This is a genomic window from Kribbella sp. NPDC048928, assembly GCF_043197975.1.
Classification (GTDB): domain Bacteria; phylum Actinomycetota; class Actinomycetes; order Propionibacteriales; family Kribbellaceae; genus Kribbella.
In genome coordinates this window covers 655,093-676,072 of record NZ_JBICUC010000004.1, presented here as the reverse complement: position 1 = coordinate 676,072, position 20,980 = coordinate 655,093, and the positions used below count along the sequence as shown (strand labels likewise).

General features: G+C 69.4%; 21 protein-coding genes. 9 read left to right on the top strand and 12 right to left on the bottom strand.

Annotated elements, in window-relative coordinates; translation table 11 throughout:
* Window positions 1–15: 15 nt before the first annotated feature.
* From ACGFI6_RS21195 to ACGFI6_RS21170, 6 genes are all read right to left on the bottom strand, one after another.
* Entirely contained in the window at window positions 16–1,305 is a 1,290-nt protein-coding gene (locus ACGFI6_RS21195) for a hypothetical protein (protein ID WP_393120933.1), read from the bottom strand.
* Window positions 1,302–3,074, bottom strand: a complete 1,773-nt coding sequence (locus tag ACGFI6_RS21190; protein ID WP_393120931.1) for a sugar ABC transporter permease — start codon at window positions 3,072–3,074, stop codon at window positions 1,302–1,304. Before ACGFI6_RS21190 ends, ACGFI6_RS21195 begins: the two co-directional genes overlap by 4 nt.
* The gene (locus tag ACGFI6_RS21185; RefSeq protein ID WP_393120928.1) at window positions 3,074–4,324 is read right to left on the bottom strand and encodes an ABC transporter substrate-binding protein; all 1,251 of its coding nucleotides are present in this window, start codon (window positions 4,322–4,324) and stop codon (window positions 3,074–3,076) included. Before ACGFI6_RS21185 ends, ACGFI6_RS21190 begins: the two co-directional genes overlap by 1 nt.
* Entirely contained in the window at window positions 4,314–4,865 is a 552-nt protein-coding gene (locus ACGFI6_RS21180; protein ID WP_393120926.1) for a hypothetical protein, read from the bottom strand. The genes ACGFI6_RS21185 and ACGFI6_RS21180 overlap by 11 nt, the downstream gene beginning before the upstream one ends.
* Before the next feature lie 92 nt (window positions 4,866–4,957).
* On the bottom strand, window positions 4,958–5,653 hold the full coding sequence (locus ACGFI6_RS21175; RefSeq protein ID WP_393120925.1) for a class I SAM-dependent methyltransferase: 696 nt from the start codon (window positions 5,651–5,653) through the stop codon (window positions 4,958–4,960).
* A 4-nt stretch (window positions 5,654–5,657) separates the two neighbouring features.
* The gene (locus ACGFI6_RS21170) at window positions 5,658–6,857 is read right to left on the bottom strand and encodes an MFS transporter (RefSeq protein WP_393120923.1); all 1,200 of its coding nucleotides are present in this window, start codon (window positions 6,855–6,857) and stop codon (window positions 5,658–5,660) included.
* A gap of 86 nt (window positions 6,858–6,943) precedes the next feature.
* Between ACGFI6_RS21170 and ACGFI6_RS21165 the strand changes: the two genes are divergently transcribed.
* Both ACGFI6_RS21165 and ACGFI6_RS21160 read left to right on the top strand, forming a co-directional pair.
* Window positions 6,944–8,368, top strand: coding sequence for a beta-N-acetylhexosaminidase (locus ACGFI6_RS21165; RefSeq protein ID WP_393120922.1), 1,425 nt, complete (start codon window positions 6,944–6,946; stop codon window positions 8,366–8,368).
* Between the two features lie 70 nt (window positions 8,369–8,438).
* Window positions 8,439–9,956, top strand: coding sequence for a wax ester/triacylglycerol synthase family O-acyltransferase (locus ACGFI6_RS21160; RefSeq protein WP_393120920.1), 1,518 nt, complete (start codon window positions 8,439–8,441; stop codon window positions 9,954–9,956).
* Here the strand turns inward: ACGFI6_RS21160 and ACGFI6_RS21155 are convergent.
* Both ACGFI6_RS21155 and ACGFI6_RS21150 read right to left on the bottom strand, forming a co-directional pair.
* Complete coding sequence (locus ACGFI6_RS21155) at window positions 9,953–10,585, bottom strand: VOC family protein (protein ID WP_393120917.1); 633 nt, start codon at window positions 10,583–10,585, stop codon at window positions 9,953–9,955. The genes ACGFI6_RS21160 and ACGFI6_RS21155 overlap by 4 nt on opposite strands.
* A 56-nt stretch (window positions 10,586–10,641) precedes the next feature.
* Window positions 10,642–11,382: a hypothetical protein gene (locus ACGFI6_RS21150; RefSeq protein WP_393120915.1), complete on the bottom strand. Its 741-nt coding sequence runs from the start codon at window positions 11,380–11,382 to the stop codon at window positions 10,642–10,644.
* 62 nt (window positions 11,383–11,444) lie between these two features.
* Here ACGFI6_RS21150 and ACGFI6_RS21145 point away from each other — a divergent pair, with 62 nt between their 5' ends.
* The 6 genes from ACGFI6_RS21145 to ACGFI6_RS21120 all read left to right on the top strand — a co-directional run bounded on the left by ACGFI6_RS21145 (window position 11,445) and on the right by ACGFI6_RS21120 (window position 15,977).
* Window positions 11,445–12,377, top strand: a complete 933-nt coding sequence (locus tag ACGFI6_RS21145) for a Ppx/GppA family phosphatase (RefSeq protein WP_393120913.1) — start codon at window positions 11,445–11,447, stop codon at window positions 12,375–12,377.
* Between the two features lie 4 nt (window positions 12,378–12,381).
* The gene (locus tag ACGFI6_RS21140) at window positions 12,382–13,236 is read left to right on the top strand and encodes a sugar phosphate isomerase/epimerase family protein (RefSeq protein ID WP_393120911.1); all 855 of its coding nucleotides are present in this window, start codon (window positions 12,382–12,384) and stop codon (window positions 13,234–13,236) included.
* Between the two features lie 74 nt (window positions 13,237–13,310).
* Window positions 13,311–13,838, top strand: a complete 528-nt coding sequence (locus ACGFI6_RS21135) for a TetR family transcriptional regulator (protein ID WP_393120910.1) — start codon at window positions 13,311–13,313, stop codon at window positions 13,836–13,838.
* Window positions 13,838–14,407 carry an HD domain-containing protein gene (locus ACGFI6_RS21130; protein WP_393120908.1) on the top strand — a complete coding sequence of 190 codons (570 nt, stop codon included), beginning with the start codon at window positions 13,838–13,840 and terminating at the stop codon, window positions 14,405–14,407. Before ACGFI6_RS21135 ends, ACGFI6_RS21130 begins: the two co-directional genes overlap by 1 nt.
* A gap of 113 nt (window positions 14,408–14,520) precedes the next feature.
* Window positions 14,521–15,243, top strand: coding sequence for an ABC transporter ATP-binding protein (locus ACGFI6_RS21125; RefSeq protein ID WP_393120906.1), 723 nt, complete (start codon window positions 14,521–14,523; stop codon window positions 15,241–15,243).
* Window positions 15,240–15,977, top strand: a complete 738-nt coding sequence (locus tag ACGFI6_RS21120) for an ABC transporter permease (protein WP_393120905.1) — start codon at window positions 15,240–15,242, stop codon at window positions 15,975–15,977. Before ACGFI6_RS21125 ends, ACGFI6_RS21120 begins: the two co-directional genes overlap by 4 nt.
* Here ACGFI6_RS21120 and ACGFI6_RS21115 read toward each other — a convergent pair.
* The 4 genes from ACGFI6_RS21115 to ACGFI6_RS21100 form a co-directional block, all read right to left on the bottom strand.
* Window positions 15,974–17,089, bottom strand: coding sequence for a hypothetical protein (locus ACGFI6_RS21115; RefSeq protein WP_393120903.1), 1,116 nt, complete (start codon window positions 17,087–17,089; stop codon window positions 15,974–15,976). The two genes, ACGFI6_RS21120 and ACGFI6_RS21115, sit on opposite strands and share 4 nt — an antisense overlap.
* 136 nt (window positions 17,090–17,225) lie before the next feature.
* Window positions 17,226–18,275, bottom strand: a complete 1,050-nt coding sequence (locus tag ACGFI6_RS21110; protein ID WP_393120902.1) for a hypothetical protein — start codon at window positions 18,273–18,275, stop codon at window positions 17,226–17,228.
* Window positions 18,276–18,286: 11 nt separating this feature from the next.
* Window positions 18,287–18,793, bottom strand: a complete 507-nt coding sequence (locus ACGFI6_RS21105) for a SigE family RNA polymerase sigma factor (RefSeq protein ID WP_393120900.1) — start codon at window positions 18,791–18,793, stop codon at window positions 18,287–18,289.
* Window positions 18,794–18,851: 58 nt separating this feature from the next.
* Window positions 18,852–19,886: a DUF695 domain-containing protein gene (locus ACGFI6_RS21100; RefSeq protein ID WP_393120898.1), complete on the bottom strand. Its 1,035-nt coding sequence runs from the start codon at window positions 19,884–19,886 to the stop codon at window positions 18,852–18,854.
* A 148-nt stretch (window positions 19,887–20,034) separates the two neighbouring features.
* On the opposite strand from ACGFI6_RS21100, the gene ACGFI6_RS21095 reads away from it, so the two are divergent.
* Window positions 20,035–20,964: a proline dehydrogenase family protein gene (locus ACGFI6_RS21095; protein WP_393120896.1), complete on the top strand. Its 930-nt coding sequence runs from the start codon at window positions 20,035–20,037 to the stop codon at window positions 20,962–20,964.
* Window positions 20,965–20,980 lie beyond the last annotated feature (16 nt).

The window sequence follows — 20,980 nt, the reverse complement described above, 5'->3', positions numbered from 1 at the left end:
ACTGCCGGACCAGCCCTATTTGAAGCCTCCGACAAAACGGCGGAGGGTGCGTTTCAGCCAGGTGCCGGCCTTGCGGTAGGGCGGGTCGGCGGCGACGACCGGCAGCTCCGAGGTGCGGCGGGCGGCGTCGAGGTACTCGGTGAGGATCTCGCTGTCGGACGTCCGCATCAGCTTGCTCTGCTCGAGCAGTTCCAGGGCGGCGTCGAGGTTGCCTTCGCTGACTTCGGCCGAGCCGAGGTGCTGCAGGCAGCGGGCGTGACCTTCGCGTTCGTCGATCTCCGCGTACAGGTGGGCAGCGTGCTCCCAGCGGCTCATTGCCTCGTGCTTGTTGCGCTGCATCCACGCCGCGACGCCGATGAGCTCCAGCGCGTGCGCCTCGCCGCTCACGTCACCTGCCGCGGTGGCATGCGCGTGGGCGGGACGCAGGTGTTCCAGGGCGCCTTCACTGTCGTGCTGGTAGAGGTGGACGACCGCCAGGTTGATGGAGATCGCCACGTCGGCCGTCAGGTCCGGGCCGGGCCGGCGGAGGCGGGCCTCGCCCAGCCGGTCCCGTGCGTTCAGGACTGCCTCGTCGCGGTCGTTGCCGGCCGGTGCGCGATCCGCGATGGCCAGGTTGACCAGCGCCCGTTCCACCTGCCGCCGCATCTTGAGCGCGGACGACGTACGGCCGTTGACCGCCTTGTTGGCGGAGATGCTCAGCTTGGTGGTAGCCGCCTCCAGGTCACCCAGCATCCGGTACGCCGTTGCCGAGCGGGCTGCTGCGAGCTCGACGAGGCTGCGACGACCCGCTGTCTCGGCCGCGGTGTTCAACAGCTCGCTGATCTGGAGGAGGGCGTCGGCGTTCGGGTGCCGTACGTACCAAACCTCCAGCGCGTCACAGATCCGGGCGAAGTCGTCGACGTTCTCCGCGCCCGGCTTCTCGGTCGCGAGCAGTTGCCGCAGCCGGTCCTCGTTGAGCGCGAACCACTCGGCCGCGGCCATCCCGCCGGCGTTCGAACCGAGCGCGATCATCCACTGCTCGGCCTCCTCCGCAGCCACGTGCAGGTCGCTGGCCGCCTGCTGCTTGCGTCGGCGGGCGCGCCGCGTCCTGGAGCGCAGCCGCAGGAACGAGACGATCACCAGTGCAGCGGTGACGGAGTACCCGACCCACTGCACGATGCCGCGCTGGCCGAAGCTCTGGTTCAGCAACTGCGACATCAGGTCGGTCAGCAGTCCAGACGCGACCGCACCGATGGCCAGCGAGAACTCCTGTGTACGCGAGGGTTCCTCGCGCTCCTCCTCCGGCCTCGGCTGCTCCTCGCTCACGGCCGGCTCCCTGTGGTCAGGCCACGCACCACGGTGCGCCAGAAGGACAGCAGGAGCACTACAGGTACGACAGACGCAACAGTCGCCGCAGCCGCGACCGGTCCGCTCGAGACGGAGAACTGCCGCGCCTCACCCCACAGGACGAGGGACAACGGCGTCGTACCCGGCCCACTGATCAGGAAACCGACGATGAAGTCGTTCCACACCAGTGCGAACTCCAGCACCGCAACAGCAACCAGTGCGGGACGGTACGTGCGCTGGACGGTCGCCAGTACGGCGCTCTGCCGTACCGGCCCCTGCAACGCCTCCGACACGACAGCAGGTGGTGCCGACGCGAAAGCAGACCGCAGGAGCAGTACGGCGAACGGCAAGCCTGCCGCCGCGTGTACCAGGGCCAGCGCGACCCTCGACCCGGCCAGTCCTGCTGCGTCGATCGCGTCCCGCAACGGGGCGGCGTACATCTGCACCGGGGTGACGGCCAGTACGACGAACACCGCCATCGCGACACGTCCTAGTCGCGGCGGCAGGCCGCCCCACGCAACGAGGTAAGCCGTCGGTACTGCGATCACCAGCAGGACTGCGGTGGCTGCGGTCGCGATGACCAGCGTCGAGAGCAAAGCGCGGAACAACCCGACGTTGGCGGCGGCTGCGAATGACGAGAACCCCAGTCCCGATAACGACCACCAGCCACGCAGACCGGACTCTCGCGGAGAGTGCAGGGCGGTGGCAACGAACACTACGGCCGGGAAGACCCACACCAGCGCCACAACGAACCCGATGACCCCGCCGAGCCGCCGTACAGACCTACGCGGCCGCGGTCGACCCAGCGACGGCTCCTGCCGTACGGCGGCCACCGGCATCGCCCACCGCCGTCGGCGCAGACCACGTACTCCGATCAGCCCGACAGCTGCGACGATCGCGAACAGTACGACGCCCAGCGCCGCCGTACGCCCGGTGTCCACGTCGGACGTGCTGGCCCGCCACCAGTTCAGACCGAGCACGTCCGCCGACTGCTGCATGGACCCTGGTACGACGATCAGCACCAGGTCGAACACGCGTACCGCCGCGACGACCAATGTCAGCGTGACCACACCAGTGATCGGGCGCAGCAGTGGAATCTCCAACGCCCGCAGGCGTTTCCAGCCCCGTACGCCTTCAGCCGCGAGCGACCGCGACACGTCCTCGGGGATCGCGTCCAGACCAGTGCGGAACAGCGACACGACGTACCCGAGCCAGGTCCAGCCGAACGCGGACATGAGCACCAGCCAGAACAGACCAGGACCAAGCCACACCGGGCTGGAGCCGAACAGGTGTGTCGAGACCGCCGTGATCGTTCCACGTTCCGGGGTGGGGTCGAAGATCATTCGGAACGTCACACCGGACGCCAGCACCGAGACCGCGAACGGAATCACCAGTGCGGGCTGCAGGAAGGTCGTGACGGCGGGAAGCCGATAACTCAACAGGGCCAGGGCGAACCCGACCGCGACCGTCCCGAACGCGATCAGCACCCACAGCAGACTGTTGCCAACGGCATGCAGTGCGCCCGGGTCCCCGATCACCGCGAAGTTCCCTAGCCCGAACCGGTGGTTCGTGGTGAACGCCTTCACCACGGTCACGCCGATCGGGATCAGGAGCAGACAGCTCAGCAGCAGCGCCGGCAGGCCGAGCAGGTACGGTCCGGCCGGGCGACGTGGTTTGCCCTGCACCGGGCGCCCGGTGATCTCACGGCCGACGATCTCGAGCGAGAGGCGGTTGGTGTCCAGGCCCATCAGCTCGCCTCCAGCTTCCGCAGGTCGTCCATCGCGGTGCCGACCGCGGCCGGCACCGCGTCTGCGCCGTGGCCGCCCACGGCGACCAGGAAGTCGGTCAGTACGCGCCACAGGCCGTTGATGCCGCCGAGCGGTCCGAGCAGGTCGGACAGGTCGAACTGCAGTTGCTCACCGGGCCTGGTCAGCTGCTCAGCGAGGCGTGTGAGTTCGGGGGAGTACCCGGAGGTGCGCCCGTCGACCAGGAACCCGCCTTCAGCGATCCACGGATCCACCGCGGTCGGCTGCGCCAGCCGGCGGACCAGATCGCGGGCGTCGTCCGAGATCGGTGCTGTCAGCACCATCACGTCGCCGCCCACGACCACTGGCGCCGGCGCGCCGGGCGACATCGCCGGGAACGTGAACAGACCGATGTCGTCGGGGTCTGCGGCGAACGAGCGCACCACCGGCTCGGCGAAGTCGGACGCCAGCACCATGGCTGCTCTGCGATGACCGAACACCTCCACCAGAGCGTCGGGGAACTGCTGGACGAGCGACTCCTTCACACCGCCCGCCAATGCACCCGGTGCGGACCACATGGTTCCCAGCAACCGCAGCGCGGCTGCGAACTGTGGTTGCTGGGACGGACGCGGGTGCTCCGCCGTGGCCAGTCCGGCGTACACCGTGGGTGCGATGCCCAGCAGGATGTTCTCCAGGAAGTCCGTCAGCACCCAGCCGTCGCCCGCGCCCAGCGCGAGTGGTGTCACGCCCGCTGCCGCCAGCGTCCGGTTCACGCTGAGCCACTCCGCCCAGTGCCTCGGTGGCTGTACGCCTGCCTGCCGGAACACCGACGGCCGGTACCAGACGGCCGACTTGTGCGCCGTCTTGAACGGGACGCCGTACGTAGTCCCGTTCTGGACCAGGAGATCCCGCCAGAGCCGGACCTGCCCCGATCCGGCGATGTCGTCGGGGATCGGCGCGAGCTCCTTCCAGTGCTGCCGGACCAGCCCTGGCTGCGGCAGCATGACCACGTCCGGCTTCCGCGCTGACGGGGCGCCGAAGGCAGTGGAGATGTCGTCGCCGAGCGGTACGACCTCTACCGGGTAGCCGAGCGCGCCCAGACCGTCGAGGACCTTGTGGAACGCTCGCAGCTCCTCCCCGCTCCAGCTGACGGCCACGCGGACCGCACGGCGCAGTCCGAGCACGTCACTCGAGCACCCGGTGAGCACAAGCGTCGCAGCGGCCGCCAGGAACGTCCTGCGGCTACTCAGCATCGTCGAATCCCGCAGTACGGGTGGTGCTGGTCGTGATGAGCAGCAGGGCGACCGAGGTGACGTCGAGACTCGGGCGGATCGACAGGAGCGAGCCCCACGTGGGCAGACCGTTCGCGTCCTCCAGCACGATCGCCCGCGGGTACGCAGCGAGTGCACGCGCCACACCGGCCAGGCGGCGTCGGCCTGGAGTGATCTCGTGCGGGTAGCGGTCCAGGACGTCCTCGAGGCCGCAGCCGATGGCCTGCACCATGCTCTGCTCGCGGGCGGCCTGCCGGGTGATGGACTGCGTCGTGAGGTGGCCGTGCATCACGTTGCCGAGCACGGTGAAGTGCGGGAGCAGACCGCCCTCAGCCGGCACCAGCCGGACCGGTCCGCCCGGTAGCACGATCGCTCCGGGTGGTACTTCGTCCAGTCCGCTGACGATGTCGGCCACCCGGCGCCGGTCGGCGGCCTGCGGCACCACGACGGCACGCTGCTCACCGACCTCGACGTGCAGGCGCTCCGGCAATCCCGGTACGCGTTCGAGCAGCAGTCCGTCCATCCGTGCCCGGCGCCTCCCCAGCAATGCCCCGTCGATTGGTTCGTCAACCCTATGAGTACCGGAGGTCGGTCCGCAGGCCACCTGAGTGTCGCTCAGTAGCTGCGGCTCCAGAGGTTGATCGCGTAGTCGACCTCGACGCCCTGGTGCGAGGCGAGGATCCGGCGCGCGTCCTTCGGGGTGAACTCGATCTTCACGACCGCCTCCAGGTCGGCCCGGGTCTCGAACCGCCAACCCATGTCCAGCGGCGTCCGGTGCCAGCCGTGGTCGGCCCAGAACCGCTCCACCACGGGTGCCTTGATCAGCGGGTACGAGTCGGTGAACCACTGCCCGAACGTCGAACGGGTCCCGTCGTTGTCGATCACGAACGCGGTCCCGCCGCGGCGCATCACCCGGTCCAGTTCGTTCAGCCCGGGCTCACAGCCGGGGCCGAAGAAGTACGCCCAGCGCGCGTGCATCACGTCCACCGACGAGTCCGGCACCGGCAGCCGTTGCGCGGAACCCTGCCGTACTTCGACGTTCGGCAAGGTCTGGGTACGCCGGCGCGCCGCCTCCGCGAGCGTGCCGTGCGGCTCGACCCCGATCACCCGGCCGGCCGTCGCCGCGAACTTCGGCAGGTGAAACCCGGTCCCGCAGCCGATGTCGAGCACCGTCGCGCCGGACCAGTCCCGGATCGCCCGCATGGCCGGCTCGATGACGCCGTTCGGATCGACCGCCCGGTTCTCGACCTCGTACACCTTCGGGTGCTGCCAGATGTTCGGGCTCGGGATCCCGCCCTCCGCGATGGTCACACCGCTAGACCCTAGCTACCGCCTGTTTGGTCGTTGCCGCCAGCAGGGCGGCCGGGACGAGCAGGATGCCGCAGAAGATCGCCAGCCAGTGGAACCCGAGGTTGGCCAGCACCGGGCCGGCAGCAGTGCCCGAAAGGGAAGCGAGGATGCCCATGGTCAGGTCGGACAGGCCCTGCGCCGACGTACGGATGTTGTCCGGCACGGACCGCGAGAGCAGCGTGGACCCGGCGACCAGACAGGCCGACCAGCCGAGGCCCAGTGTGAACAGGGCGAGCCCCGTCAGGACATGCGCATCGTCCGGCGCCAGTGCGGCCAGTGTCATCGCAACCGCGAGGACACCGAGGCCGATACCGATGGTGGGGATGCGCCCGAGCCGGTCGGCGAGCCAGCCGGTCAGCGGGGACAGGGCATACATGCCAGCCACATGTCCGCTGATGACGAAGCCGACGATGGTCAGCGAAGCACCGTGGTGCCGTAGGTGCACTGAGGTCATCGACATGACACCGACCATCACCGCATGCGCCGTGGCGATCGCCAGCAGACCGAGGCGCGCGTGCGGGACGCTCATGACCTGCCGGAACGTGTCGGCGAGCGGCTGGCGCTCCACCTTGGCCGGTCGCACCTGACTGCGCAGACCGAGCCACACCGTGACTGCACTGAGCCCGAATGCGACCACGGAGAATACGTACGGACCAGCCAGCGCCAGGATGCCCAGTGACGAACCAACCGAGCCGCCGACACCCGTGAGGTTCGGTCCGACGATGACGCCGATCGTGGTGGCCCAGACAACCAGCCCGAGCGAACGGGCGATCCGGCTGGGTTCGGCTGCGTCGGTGGCGGCGTACCGAGACTGGAGGTTCGATGCCGAGCCACTGCCGAAGAAGCACCCTGCAGCCAGCAGCAAGGCCAGCGAACCGATCTGCGCCGCGAAGATCGTCAGTACGGCGCCCACACAGGCGATCAGGTACCCGAGGCTCAATGAGACCCGGCGACCGCGGGACCGGGCAAGACTCGCGAGAGGTACAGCGAGCACCGCAGCGCCCAGTGTGGTCGACGTGGCGACCAGGCCGGCGAGTGAGGTGGACCCGGACACGTTCTCCGCGAGCAGTGCGGCCACCGCGAACCCACTGGCGGTGGCCACACCACCGAGCGCGTTGCTGACGACCAGCACCCGTAACGTCGTCCGCTGCCTGTCGCTGGTCACGAGCGAACCCTCTCATGAACCTGACAGGGAAGGCGCTTATAGGATCGTTCTGACATAACTCGAGCCTTGTCTCCCCTGGAGTCCGGATGTCCGACATCGCGATCGTTCCTGCCCCGCGCGAACTCACCGTCGACGAAGGGCAGTGGCTCACCACCGACCCGCTCGGTGACGCCGTCCGGGACGTGGTCGAGAACCTCGACGCGACCGAGTACCGCATCGACATCAGCACCGACGGCGCTCGGCTGACGGCCGGTTCCGAGGACGCGCTCCGGCACGCGGAGACGACGTACGCCCAGCTGGTCGAGGCCGCGGAGGCGGCCGACGGCGGGCAGGTCGCGGTACCGCTGGCACACGTCGCGGACGCGCCGCGGTTCGCCTGGCGCGGGATGATGCTGGACGTCGCGCGGCACTTCATGCCGAAGGAGTTCGTCCTCAAGGTCCTCGACGTCCTCGCCCTGCACCGGCTGAACACGCTGCACTTCCACCTCACCGACGACCAGGGCTGGCGGGTCGAGATCGAGGCGTACCCGCGGCTCACCGAGGTCGGCGCCTGGCGGGCGCACTCGATGGTCGGCAAGATGACGCCCGGTCAGAAGGACTTCGAGTACGACGGGAAGCGGCACGGCGGGTTCTACACCAAGGACGACCTGCGCGAGATCCTCGCGTACGCGGCGGAGCGGGGCATCACGGTCGTACCGGAGATCGACCTGCCCGGGCATATGCAGGCCGCGATCACCGCGTACCCGGAGCTGGGGAACCACCCGGACCAGCAGCTCGAGGTCCGGCCGTACTGGGGCATCAGCGAGGACGTGCTGAACGTCAACGACGCGACCGTCGAGTTCGTGAAGACCGTGCTGCGCGAGGTGCTGGAGATCTTCCCGTCGCCGTACATCCACCTCGGTGGCGACGAGTGCCCGTCGGTGCAGTGGGCCGAGTCGGAGGTCGCGCAGAAGCGGCAGGCCGAGCTCGGGCTGGACGAGGCGGGGCAGCTGCAGGGCTGGTTCACCGCGCAGGTCGCGGAGGTGCTCGCCGAACAGGGGCGCCGGCTGGTCGGCTGGGACGAGATGGTCGAGACCGACTGCCCGCAGGACGCGGTCATCATGGCGTGGCGCAGCGCCCAGCGCGGCGAGGTGGCGGCGAAAGCCGGGCACGAGGTCGTGATGGCGCCCTGCGAGTCAGTGTACTTCGACTATTACCAGGGCGACCCGTCGACCGAACCGCTCGCGATCGGCGGCAACATCCCGCTCGAGAAGGTGTACGACTTCGAGGTGATCCCGGCGGCGCTCTCCGACGACGAGAAGGCGCTGATCGTCGGGACGCAGTGCCAGATCTGGACCGAGTACATGGAGGGCCCGGAGCAGGTCGGCTACATGCTGCTCCCGCGGCTGTCCGCGTTCGCCGAGCGTGCGTGGGGCTCGCCGAAGGTCTCGTACGACGAGTTCGTCACCCGCCTCCGTCCGCACCTGACCCGCATCGAGAAGCTCGGTCTCAACTACCGGCCGCTCGACTGATCGGAAACCCTTGGTGAAGGCTCGCGCAGATGTGTAGACGGCGCTCGGGTACGACGGCGACGATGGGGCGATGACCGCAGTCGGGCCGTTGGACGCGATGTTCCTGGGTGGGGAGAGCCGGGAACAGCCGATGCACGTCGGCGGGCTGATGCTGTTCGAGCTGCCGGACGGCGCCGGGCGCGACCACGTGTTCCCGGAGAGCTCGCGGGACTTCGTGTCACGGCTGTACCACGACCTGGTGACGGCGCCGCAGGTCAATCCGCTGTTCACGCAGCGGGTACGGAACCGGGCGGCCGACCTCGGCTACTGGTCCTGGGAGCAGGACGACGCGATCGACCTCGAGTACCACGTCCGGCTGTCGGCGCTGCCGCGTCCGGGACGGTTCCGGGAGCTGTTCGAGCTCACCAGCCGCCTGCACGGGACGCTGCTCGACCGGCACCGGCCGCTCTGGGAGATGCATCTGATCGAGGGCGTCGAGGGGCGGCGGTTCGCGATCTACAGCAAGATCCACCACTCGATGATCGACGGCGTCACCGCGCTCCGCTGGATGCAGAACACCCTCACCACCGACCCCACCCGAACCAACATGCCCGCCACCTACGCCCTGCCCGGTGGTGAGGGAGATCCGTCCCTCCCGGGCGAAGGTGTCGCGGGTGGAGCGGGCTCCCGCGGAGGCGTCGCGGGTGGCGACTCCGGCGTGGGCGGTGCCGCGGTCGGTGGTGTGCCGACGCCGGGGGAGCTGCTCGCGGCGGTCGGGCGGTTGCCCGTACATACGCTGGGCGCGGCCGCGCACGCGGTGGGTGGTGCGGGGCGGTTGCTCGCGGACCTCGCCGGCTTGCCGCCCGCGGGGTTGAAGAGCCTGCTGCACTCGACGATGCCGTTCCAGGCACCGCGGACGATCTTCAACGGCCCGGTGACCGGAGCGCGCCGGTTCGCGGCGCAGTCCTGGCCGATCGAACGCCTGGAGAAGGTCCGCGCGATCACCGGCGCGACGCTCAACGACGTACTGCTGGCGATGTGTTCGGGGGCCCTACGCAACTATCTGCTCGAGCTGAACGCCCTGCCGGACAAGGCGATGACGGCGATGGTCCCGGTCTCGCTACGTACCTCGGCGAGCGGCCCCGGCGGCGGCAACTCGCTCGCCACGCTGATCGCCGACCTCGCCACCGACGAGGCCGACCCGGAGCGCCGGATCCGCCGCATCATGACGTCGACCGCCCAGGCCAAGAGCGTGCTCGCCGGCCTCAGCCCGCTGCAGAACCTGATCGTCGGCGCACTCGGCTTCGCCGTCGCGGGACCGGGCGCAGTCCTGCCCGGCGTCGCCGGCCATACGACACCGCCGTACAACATTGTCATCTCGAACGTCCCCGGGCCGACCGAGAGCCCCCTGTACTGGAACGGGTCGCGGTTGCTCGGGATGTACCCGGCGAGCATCGTGATGAACGGGCAGGCGCTGAACATCAGCGTCACCAGCTACGCCCACCACCTGCACTTCGGCCTGATCGGCTGCCGCCGCACCGTCCCGCACCTGCAGCGCATGCTCGGCCATCTCGAGACCTCCTTGGCGGACCTCGAGAACATCTATTAGAGCCGGACGATGCCGTTCGGGGTGTTGAAGACCGCCGCGACCAGGCCGGGCTGACCGTTGGGGCCGACCCAGGCGACGTCCAGGTCGTCGAGGAGATGGTCGGCCGGATGACCGATCCAGTCCGTGACCCGGGTCGGGTCGCCCGCGATCTCCAGGCCGGTGAGCTTGATGTCCTTACCGCCGATCGACGGGTGCTCACTGAGGTCGTCCCAGTGGATGAAGAACGGCAGCTGCGGGTCCGCGATCAGACCCTTCACGCCGATCTGCCGCCAGGTCAGGTTCACCCCGTCGGGCCGGTGCCGGTTGCCGGGCGCCGCCTGCCGGCCGAGGCGCTTCTCCATCGCCTCCATGTCGGTGACCTCGACCACCCAGCCCAGCCAGCCGCCGCCGAGCTCCTTGCGGGCCCGGACCGCCTGGCCGAACGGCGCCTTGTCCGACGCCGGGTGGTCGAGCACGTCGACCACCTCGATGTACCGGTCGTTCTCCAGCGGCAGGATGTGGTTCACCGTCCCGAACCGCGGGTGCACCCCGCCGTCCACGAACTCCACCCCGAGCAGCTCCGAGAGCCGCTCGAGCGTGGCTTGGCACCCATCCGGCCCGCACGCGTACGACAGATGATCCAGACGCATGCCAGCCATTGTTGCGTCCCCCACCGACAAGCGTGCGCTCCGGGGTGTGTCGCGGGCTATTTCGAGGCGGGGTGCGGGAGCAGCGGGCGAGCCGCCTCGAGGCGCTGGCGGCACAGCTCGGCGAGCACGTCGTACGCCTTGACGCCCATCAGGGTCTGGAGCTCCACCTTGCTGGACTCGAAGACCGGCTCGACGCCGATGTGGGCCTCGGTGTTGCCGGTGCAGTACCAGTCGAGGTCGTGCCCGCCCGGCCCCCAGCCGCGGCGGTCGTACTCGCCGATGCCGACCTCGGTGTACGACGTGCCGTCCGGGCGCTCGACCTCGCGGAACGTCCGGCGGATCGGCAGCTGCCAGCAGACGTCCGGCTTGGTCTCGACGAAGTGCACGCCGCGCTTGAGCGCCAGCCCGTGCAGCGCGCAGCCGGCGCCGCCGGAGAAGCCCGGACGGTTCAGGAAGATGCACGCACCGTCCCAGACCCGGGTCTTGCGCTCGCCCTCGTCGTCGGTCTCGACCCAGCCGTTCGTGCGGCCTTCCTTGCGGAACTGCCAGTCGTCCTTGCCGAGCTCCTTGACGTACTTCTTCACCCGCTTCTCGTCGTCGGCGTCGGAGAAGTGCGCACCGAGGGTGCAGCAGCCGTCGTTGGGGCGGCCCTTGTAGATCCCCTGGCAGCCACCGCCGAAGATGCAGGACCAGTTGGAGGTCAGCCAGGTCAGGTCGCAGCGGAAGACCTGGTCGGAGTCGTCGGGGTCGACGAACTCGGCCCAGGCGCGGGGGAAGTCGAGAGAAACCTCAGGCACCCCGAAAGCGTACGCGCAACCGGGAACGCGCTCCTACTCCGGTTGTCCAGTAGCGTGAGGGTATGCGGCTCGGCGTACTCGACGTGGGATCCAACACTGTCCACCTGCTCGTGGTGGACGCGCACCGTGGCGCCCCGCCGCTCCCGGCGTATTCGCACAAGACCGAGCTCCGGCTGGCCGAACACCTGGACTCCGACGGCAAGATCGACCAGTCCGGCGCCGAGGGGCTCGTTGCGTTCACCAAGGAGGCCGTCGAGCTCGCCGAGGACAAGGGCTGTGAGTCGGTGCTCGCGTTCGCCACGTCCGCGCTCCGGGAGGCGCCGAACGGCGAGAAGGTCCTCGAGCGCGTCCGCAAGGAGACCGGCGTCGACCTCGAGGTCCTGAGCGGTGAGGACGAGGCGCGGCTGACGTTCCTGGCCGTACGCCGTTGGTTCGGCTGGTCGTCCGGCCGCCTGGCCGTGTTCGACATCGGGGGCGGCTCGCTGGAGATCGCGGCCGGGTCCGACGAGCAGCCGACCGTGGCGGAGTCGGTCCAGCTCGGTGCCGGCCGGTTGACCCGCGAGGGCCTGACCGCGGACCCGCCGGACAAGGACGAGGTGCGCGCGCTGCGCCGCCGGATCCGCCTGGAGCTGGCCGCGGTCGCCGGCCCGGTACTGCGGGCAGGTAAGCCGCAACGTTCCGTTGCCACCAGCAAGACGTTCCGCTCGCTGGCCCGGATCGCCGGCGCGGCCCCCTCCGCGGACGGCCCGTACGTGCCGCGGACGCTGAACCGCGACGACCTCAGCGAGTGGATCCCGAAGCTGACCAAGATGACCGCCGCCGAGCGGGCCGCCCTGCCCGGCGTCTCGGCCGGCCGGTCGACGCAGCTGACCGCCGGCGCGCTGGTCGCCGACGCCGTGATGGACCTCTTCGACCTGCCCGCGCTCGAGGTCTGCCCGTGGGCGCTCCGCGAAGGCGTCATCCTGTCCCGGCTCGACCAGCTGCAACCCCGGTGAACCCATGAACCCCCGTACGACCGCGAAGATCGGCCTGTCCACCGCCTCGGTCTATCCCGAGTCCACCGCCAGCGGCTTCGAGCTGGCCGCCCGGCTCGGGTACGACGGCGTCGAGGTGATGGTCGGCATCGATCCGCTGAGCACCCAGATCGACGCGATCCAGCGGCTGATCGACTACCACCAGCTGCCGGTGCTGGCGATCCACGCGCCGACCCTGCTGATCATGCAGCGCGTCTGGGGTACGGACCCGTGGAGCAAGCTCGAGCGCAGCGCCGAGGCCGCGAAGGAGCTGGGTGCGGACGTGGTCGTCGTGCACCCGCCGTTCCGCTGGCAGCGCGACTACGCGCGCGGGTTCGTGGAGGGGATCGCCCGGCTCGAGGAGCAGACCGGCGTGACGCTCGCGGTCGAGAACATGTACCCCTGGCGCGCGCCCGGCCGCGACCTGCAGGCGTACGCGCCGAGCTGGGACCCGACCGAGCAGACGTACGCACACACCACGCTCGACCTGTCGCACGCGTCCACCGCCGAGCAGGACTGCGTCGAGCTGGCCTCGACGATGGGCGACAGCCTCACGCACGTGCACCTCACCGACGGCACCGGCTCCGCGAAGGACGAGCACCTGGTTCCCGGCCGGGGTACGCAGCGCGCCGCCGACCTGCTCACCGGTCTCGCGAACCAGGACTTCCGCGGGCACATCATCATCGAGATCAACACCCGGCGCGCGACCAGCCGCTCCGAGCGCGAGGTCGACCTGGTCGAGTCGCTCGAGTTCACCCGCAAGCACTTCGTGAAGGCGAGCTCCCGGCGGACGCCGTTCGCGGTCACGCCGGACGGTGAGATCTCGGAGCTGACGCCGTGACCCCGGCCCCTGCGTCGCCGTCCCGCCGTACGCCGGGACGCCGCCCGGGGGGTCCGGACACCCGGGGTGAGATCGTGAGTGCCGCCCGGGAATCCTTTGCGGACAAGGGGTTCGCGGCCACCTCGCTGCGCGCCGTCGCGCGGCAGGCCGGGGTCGACGCGGCGCTCGTGCACCATTATTTCGGCAGCAAGGACGAGCTGTTCATCGAGGCGATGGCGCTGCCGCTCGACCCGCGGCAGGTGGCCGCCGGGATCCTCGACGGACCGCGCGCCGAGCTCGGCCGCCGGATCGTGACGATCTTCCTCGGCGTCTGGGAGTCCGACGACGGCCGGCAACGGATGACCGCGATGCTGCGCAGCGTCGTCACCAGCGACGAGGTCGCCCGGCTGATGCGCGAGGGCATCACGAGGATGATCCTGGAGCCGGTCTCGCAGTTCCTCGACGGGCCGGACACGAAGCTCCGCGTCGGCCTGATCGCCGGGCACGTGATCGGGGTGGCTCTGACCCGGTACGTGATCGAGCTCGAACCGGTCGCCGGCGCCGACCTGGCGACCCTGGTCGAGCGCATCGCGCCCGCAATCCAGCAGTACGTCGACGGCTGATGCAGATCCCGACCGACGGCGAGATCCTCGCCCTGCATCGCGAGTACGCGCCCAGCCGGGAGTCGTTCGAGGTCGTGTCGGAGCATTGCCGGCTGGTGTGTTCGGTGGCCGAGCAGTTCTTCGCCGGGCTGGACATCGACACCGACCTGGTGCGGGCGGGCGCGCTGCTGCACGACCTCGGGGTGTACCGGTTGGAGTCGACGGCCTATGTACGGCACGGCGTGCTCGGGTACGAGCTGCTCGCGTCGCTCGGGTTCCCGCTGGAGATCTGCCGGTTCTGCTCGTGCCACACGGGCGTCGGCATCACCCGCGAGGACGTCGTACGGCAGGCGCTCCCGATCCCGCCCGACGACTACGTACCGCGGACGCCGGAGGAGGAACTGGTCATGTACGCCGACAAGTTCCACAGCAAGCGCACCCCGCCGGTGTTCCTCTCCGGCGACCGCTATGCCGCCGAGGTAGCGCGGTTCGGACCTGACAAGGTGCGCCGGTTCAGGCAGCTCCGCGAGCACTACGGGGATCCTGAACTGGGGCCACTGAGCGACGAGACGGGGTATGCGGTGCTCTAACGACAGGAGGTAGTCGGCCATCCGGCGCCGGGTCGGGCGGGAGCCGCGCTCAACGGCAGCCGGAACCGCGACTACATCCTGTCGTTAGGGCTTCTGTGTGCTAAATTCATCACATGGTGAAAAACGCGGTGAGCTGCCGGGATGTGGTGGTGGTGCGCGGCGAGCGGGAGGTGCTGCACGGGGTCGGGTTCGACCTCCGCGCCGGGACGGTGACCGGTCTGCTCGGGCCGTCGGGCTGCGGCAAGACCACGCTGATCCGCGCGATCGTCGGTCTGCAGGCCCGCGTCACCGGCGACGTCTCGGTCCTCGGGCTGCCGGCCGGTGCGCCGAAGCTCCGCGGCCGGATCGGGTACGTGACCCAGGAGCCCAGTGTGTACGGCGATCTGACCGTTACCGAGAACCTGCGCTTCTTCGCCGCAGTGCTCGGCGTCGCGTCGTCCGACGTACAGCGGGTGATCGAAGCGGTCGACCTGACCTCGCACGCCGACGCCCGGGTCGATCGACTCTCCGGCGGTCAGCGGTCCCGCGCGTCGCTGGCGGCCGCGTTGCTCGGCAGCCCGGAGCTCCTGGTGTTGGACGAACCAACGGTCGGGCTGGATCCGGTGCTGCGGCGCGACCTCTGGGAGCTGTTCCACCGGCTGGCCGACGCCGGCGCCACGCTCCTGGTCTCGAGCCACGTGATGGACGAGGCGTCCCGGTGCGATCGGCTGCTGCTGATGCGGGACGGCGACCTGCTCGCCGACGACACACCTCAGGCACTGCTCGACTCGGCCGGCACCAGCGACATCGAGCAGGCGTTCCTCACCTTGATCGACCGGAAGGCGGGTGCGCGATGACACCTCGCGTGACGTTCGCCGTGGCCGCGCGAGTGCTCGCCCAGCTGCGTCGGGACCACCGGACCGTTGCCATGCTCGTCGTCCTGCCGGCACTGCTGGTCAGCCTGATGTGGTGGATGTTCAACGACTCGCCGATGGTCTTCGACCGGATCGGCGGGCCGCTGCTCGCGGTCTTCCCGTCGATCATCATGTTCGTGGTCACGTCGGTCGCGACCCTTCGCGAGCGCTCCAGCGGGACGCTGTCGCGGCTGTTCACGATGCCGATGGGCAAGCTCGACTTCCTGCTCGGGTACGCGCTCGCCTTCGCGCTGATCGCCGTCGTCCAGGCCCTCGTGGTGGTCTCGATCGCCTTGTATCTATTGGGTCTGGACATCCAGGGCGCCGCCTGGCAGCTGGGCGTCGTGGCCGTCCTGGACGGCGTCCTCGGTACGGCGCTGGGCCTGTTCGCGAGTGCGTTCGCCGCCACCGAGTTCCAGGCGGTGCAGATGATGCCGGCCGTGATGATCCCGCAGATCCTGCTCTGCGGTCTGCTCGTGCCGCGGGAGAACCTGCCGACCGTCCTGCACGCGGTCAGCGACATCCTGCCGCTGTCGTACGCCGTGGATGCCGTCCTCGGTGTTACTCAGGGCAACGGCTTCACCACCGGTACGGGCGGCGACACCCTCGTCGTCCTCGGCTTCATCATTGCCGCCCTCGTCCTCGGCGCCGCCACCCTCAGACGCCGTACGGCTTAAGGATTCCAATCGCCGGTGTGCGGCGGATACGGCTCGGCCGCCCAGCCCATCGGAACGTCTTGGTAATCCTTGAGATTCAAGGGCTCGATACGGCCGGGGAAGCTGTACTCGACCCGGAGCTCCCAGGCCTGGCCGTCTTCCATCTCCTTCTGCCGGCCGGTGTAGGCGTCGAGCGGTGGCGTGTCGGCGAACTCGGAGTACGCCGGAAGCAGCGTCGCGGGATCGACGTACGTGATGAACCGCAGGCCCTCGTCGTCGTAGTTGTAGTACCGGTACGGGTACTTGCCGGAATCCAGGCCCGTCTTCGCGAACGCCTTGCCGAAACGTCCGCTGCCTTCGTCGTTGTGATCACCGACGGGTGTGACCTCGACGGCGAAGCGGATGTACTGCTTCGTGCCGTGGGTGACCAGCTTCGCCTGGCGGGTCCGGAGGAACATGTCCTCCTTCCGGAGCTCGCCGACCATCACGTCAGCCTGCTTCGCAGTGAGCCCGCCTGTCGCGATGCTGTCGGAGATGTAGCCCGCATCCTCTCGTGGGAGCTGCGTGCACTGGTTGTACTGGAGCACGTTCGGCTTCCAGGGCTCGCGTGGCTTCCCGGTGACAGTGTCCGATGTGTACGACCGGCCCCCGACGCACCGGTCGCGCTCGACGAGGCTCAGTGCGCCGCCGCTGTACTGGTGGATGGTGCGTTCCCGAGCGAACGCCTTCGTACGCAGGTCGAAAGTCAGCCGTTCCCGGGTGACCGCGCGCTCGGCGAAGCCGTTCTTGTCGTGCGCGTCCGGCTCGACTTCTTCCTGGGTCGAGCCGACGATCGGCTTCTGCAGTTCGGTACGGAAGCTGGCATACCACAGGTCCGTGACGTTGATGGCGTGCAGTTCGTCGTCGGTGAGACTGCCATCGCTAAGAGCGTCGTGCAGCTTCGCGGTCGCGGTCGTAACGCCGCTGTCGCCCGCCGGCGCGGCGGGCTTGCTCGCGGATCGGTGGGTGAGGTGGAGCAGATCGGTGGCGACCAGGAGCCTGGACACAAGGATCAGCACCCCCGCAAGGACGACGATCAGCCAGACATGCCGGCGGCGCGATGTTCGCTTCGGTTGGTACTGCGGGGAGGTCATGGGAGGCTTTCTCGGAGCGCGACAAGGCCGGACGACCCGGACGCGGGGGACGTCCAGGTCGTCCGCTTGGCACCCTAGTGACGAGCCGGGCCGGTCGACCGACGCTTCGGCATCGCTCGAAGCTTCGGGTCGGCGCTCAGTTCGAGAAGTCTCGGACGAGTTTGCCGGTCTTGTCGTAGGCGATCACCTTGGGCTGGGTTTTTCCGTTGTACTTTGCGTGCACCGCCCAGGTGAAGGCGAACCAGCCGTTCCGGACCGGGACCTTGGTCACGGGGCTGTTGCCGATCGACAGCCGGACCTCGGTGGCGGTCGCTGAGACCCGTCCCCAGCCTACGTAGTTGTAACCGGTGCAGACGCCGTTGTTGCCGCAGCTCCCGAGGCTGCCACCACCGGCTGTGTACAAGTCGGCCGGGCGGTCCTTGGGAATCGGGAACATCGCCGGGTCGGACCCGTCGAGCCGGTCCAGCGTGAAGAACGCTGTGCGCACCGGGGACATCGGACCGATCGCCGATTCCCGGGAGACGTCGCACTCGACCAGCTTGCGGCCCGAGGGCGAGACCGCCAGGACCAGCGCTCGGGCGAGTTCGGTCGACCGGTCCGAGGCCACGACCTTCCAGTCGGTGAGGTCGATCCAGGCTTGGACCGAACACTTCCGGAGCAGGGCCGCGGGGTTCTGCGGCAGCGGATTCGCGGCCGCAGCGGCGATGATCGCGGGCTTCGGCCTGTCCCCGCCGGGAACGGTGCACTCCGCGTACTTCTGCCCGGTCTTGATCTCGTACCGCGTGGTGTCGCCGACCCGGTAGTCGCCCTGCCGCTGCAGCGGTCGCGTCTCTTTCGGGTTACGCAGGGCGCAGCGGCGCTCGGCCTCCGGCTGCGCGATGCGCTGGTCGGCGGCAGCCTCCCCGTACAGGATGCCTGGCACCGGCTCGAAATCCGGGTTCTGCGGCCGGGCCGTGGTCGTGGTAGCGACCTGCGGCTTGTTGTCCGCGGCAACAAGGTTCGGCACCAGGCTGACCGCGACAGCTACGGCTGCGACCGCGGCGACCGCCCCACTCGCGGCGAAGATCATCCGGCGCCGGCGGCCACGGCGGCCGCGATTCAGAAGCTGATCGGACTGCAGCGGCTCGAACTGCTCGTTGTCGGCGATCCGGTGGAGTTCGGCGCTGACGTCACGTAGGTCTTCCATGTCGTTCTCCTTCACAACGCCTGACTCGTTCGTCGCTGGGCGATGGCTCGTCGGAGAGTGTCGAGTCCACGCGCCGCCTGGCTCTTCACGGTGCCCTCGGAGCAGCCGAGGAGCTCCGCGGTCTGCTCGACGGACAGGTCCTCGTAGTACCGCAGCACGACGCACGCGCGCTGCCGTGGTCCGAGCGAACGCAGTGCGTCCAGTACTTCGTCGCGATCGGCATGCCCCGCCGTGAAGTCGTCGGCCGCGGCACGGTCCGGTACGTCGGCGATCATCACCTCGCGCCGCCACGGCCGCCGGCGACCGTCGTACGCCGCGTTGACGACCATCCGGCGCGCGTACGCGACCGGATTGCCGACTCGCTGCAACCGCGGCCAGGCCAGGTACAGCTTGTACAGCACGTCCTGCACCACGTCCTCGGCCCGATGCCGATCCCCGGACACCAGAAACGCGGTAAGCCGCAAGGCGGCACCGGCCTCCTCGACGAACTCCACAAATTCCCTGTCCCGCTCCGCCATCCGCCCTCCTACCCCCAAGACGAAAAGCCCACCCATCCGGGTTGCATCCGTTTCCGGGTCAGCCGGAAAGGTGGGTTACGTTCTGCCAGGCGGGGTCGGGGGTGGTGGTGACGGTGACCTTGCCGTGGGGCCAGCCGGTGGTGGCGGCCTGGAGCTGGGCGTCGGCGGGGGTGGTGCCGTCGGTGTAGTAGTGCAGGATGCGGACGCCGGCGGAGGTCTCGTGGGCGAGCAGGTTGCCGGAGCCGCCGAGGCGGTCGGTCAGGTGGTCCTCGAAGGCGCGCAGCTCGTCCAGCATCTCGGACTCGGGCAGGCCGTCCTCACGGACCACGGGGTACCGGATCGACACCGCCACGTGCGTGTCCAGGTGCGGACGCCGGATCGAGCGCAGCGGGTACTCTGCGGTCGCGATCACGCGCTGTCCGTCGCGAGTACCCTCGAGCATCTTCCACGCGGGACTGCCGTCGTCGAGCGTGTGCTCGGCCGCGAACCCGGCCACCACCGGCAGCAGTTCCATCACCGGTACGGCGTCCTGCGGCGCATCGGCGAGCGTGTCGATCGCCCCGACCCAGGTCTCCACCATCTCCTCACCCAGTACGAGATCGAGGATCAGGAACGTCACCCGCCGCTGCGCGTCCACGGGCAGCGACCCGAACGCCGGATGGTGGACGCCGACGTGCACCGACGCCGCGTCCGGCTCGATCGACACCACCGACTCGTCGATCGCGACCGGCGGGAGCCCCTCGAACCGGATCGTCACCGCGGGACCCGGGCGGCGCAGGTCGGCGTACTCCCAGATCCGGTCGGACGGCGGCGCGGCGCGCAGCCAGCGGCGGGCAACCGCGCGTTGCTCGGGGTTGCCGGCGGCGGTGACGATCAGTACGTGCTCGGCGTGCAGCCCGGGACCGAGCTCCCACTCCAGGTCGGGGTGGATACGGCCGATCCGCCGGCTCAGCTCGGCGTTCGCCTCGGTCGGCACCTGGCCGTCGACCGCCGCGGCGACCGCACCGGCACCGGCGGTCGTCCACCAGGACCAGAACGCGCCGATCGGGTCGGCCTCCGCGGCGTTCCGGCGGCGACGCTTGAAGATGGGCATGGCCGCATCTTCTAACAGACAGGGGTGCGCGCACCGCACCAGTACCGTCGGTGGTGTGGGCCCGGCCACCTGATTAGGAGTGCCTGAATCAGGCGCGTAGCCTGCATTCACCACTGGCAGACCAATGGGTCGACGAGGAGGAAACGTAGTGCTTCGGCGAGTCCTGCTGGGCATGTCCCGCAGCCCAAAGATCAAGAAGGCTGTGTCCTCGCTGCCGGTCTCCAGCGGCATCGTCGCGCGGTACGTTGCCGGTGAGACCGCTCCGGAGGCCGTGCTGGCCACCGAGAAGCTGGTCAGCAACGGCCTGAACGTCTCGCTCGACCACCTCGGCGAGGACGTCACCGACCTGGCCGCGGCCACCGCCTCTGCCGATGCCTACCTGGACGTGCTGCGGAAGCTCTCCGCCGCCGGCCTGACCGCGCACTCCGAGGTCTCGGTGAAGCTGTCCGCCGTCGGCCAGGCGCTCCCCGGCGACGGCGAGAAGATCGCCCTGGAGAACGCGCGGACCATCTGCCTGGCCGCCCGCAACGCCGGCACGAAGGTCACCCTCGACATGGAGGACCACACCACCACGGACTCCACGCTCGGCATCCTGCGCGAGCTGCGGCAGGACTTCCCCGAGACCGGCGCGGTCCTGCAGGCCTACCTCCGGCGTACGGAGGGCGACTGCCGCGATCTCGCGCACTCCAGGTCGCGGGTCCGGCTGTGCAAGGGCGCGTACAAGGAGCCGGAGTCCGTCGCGTACCAGGAGAAGCGCCAGGTCGACAAGGCGTACGTGCGCGCGATGAAGGTCCTGCTGAACGGTGCCGGCTACCCGATGATCGCGACGCACGACCCGCGGCTGATCTCGATCGCGGGCGCGCTGGCCGACCGCGCCGGCCGCAAGCCGGGGACGTACGAGTACCAGATGCTCTACGGCATCCGCCCCGAGGAGCAGCTCCGCCTGGCCGGTCAGGGGCACACGGTCCGCATCTACATCCCGTACGGCGCGGACTGGTACGGGTACCTGGTCCGCCGCCTCGCCGAGCGCCCCGCGAACCTGCAGTTCTTCGCCCGCTCCTTGATCAGCAAGAAGTAGGCCATTCGCGGACGGC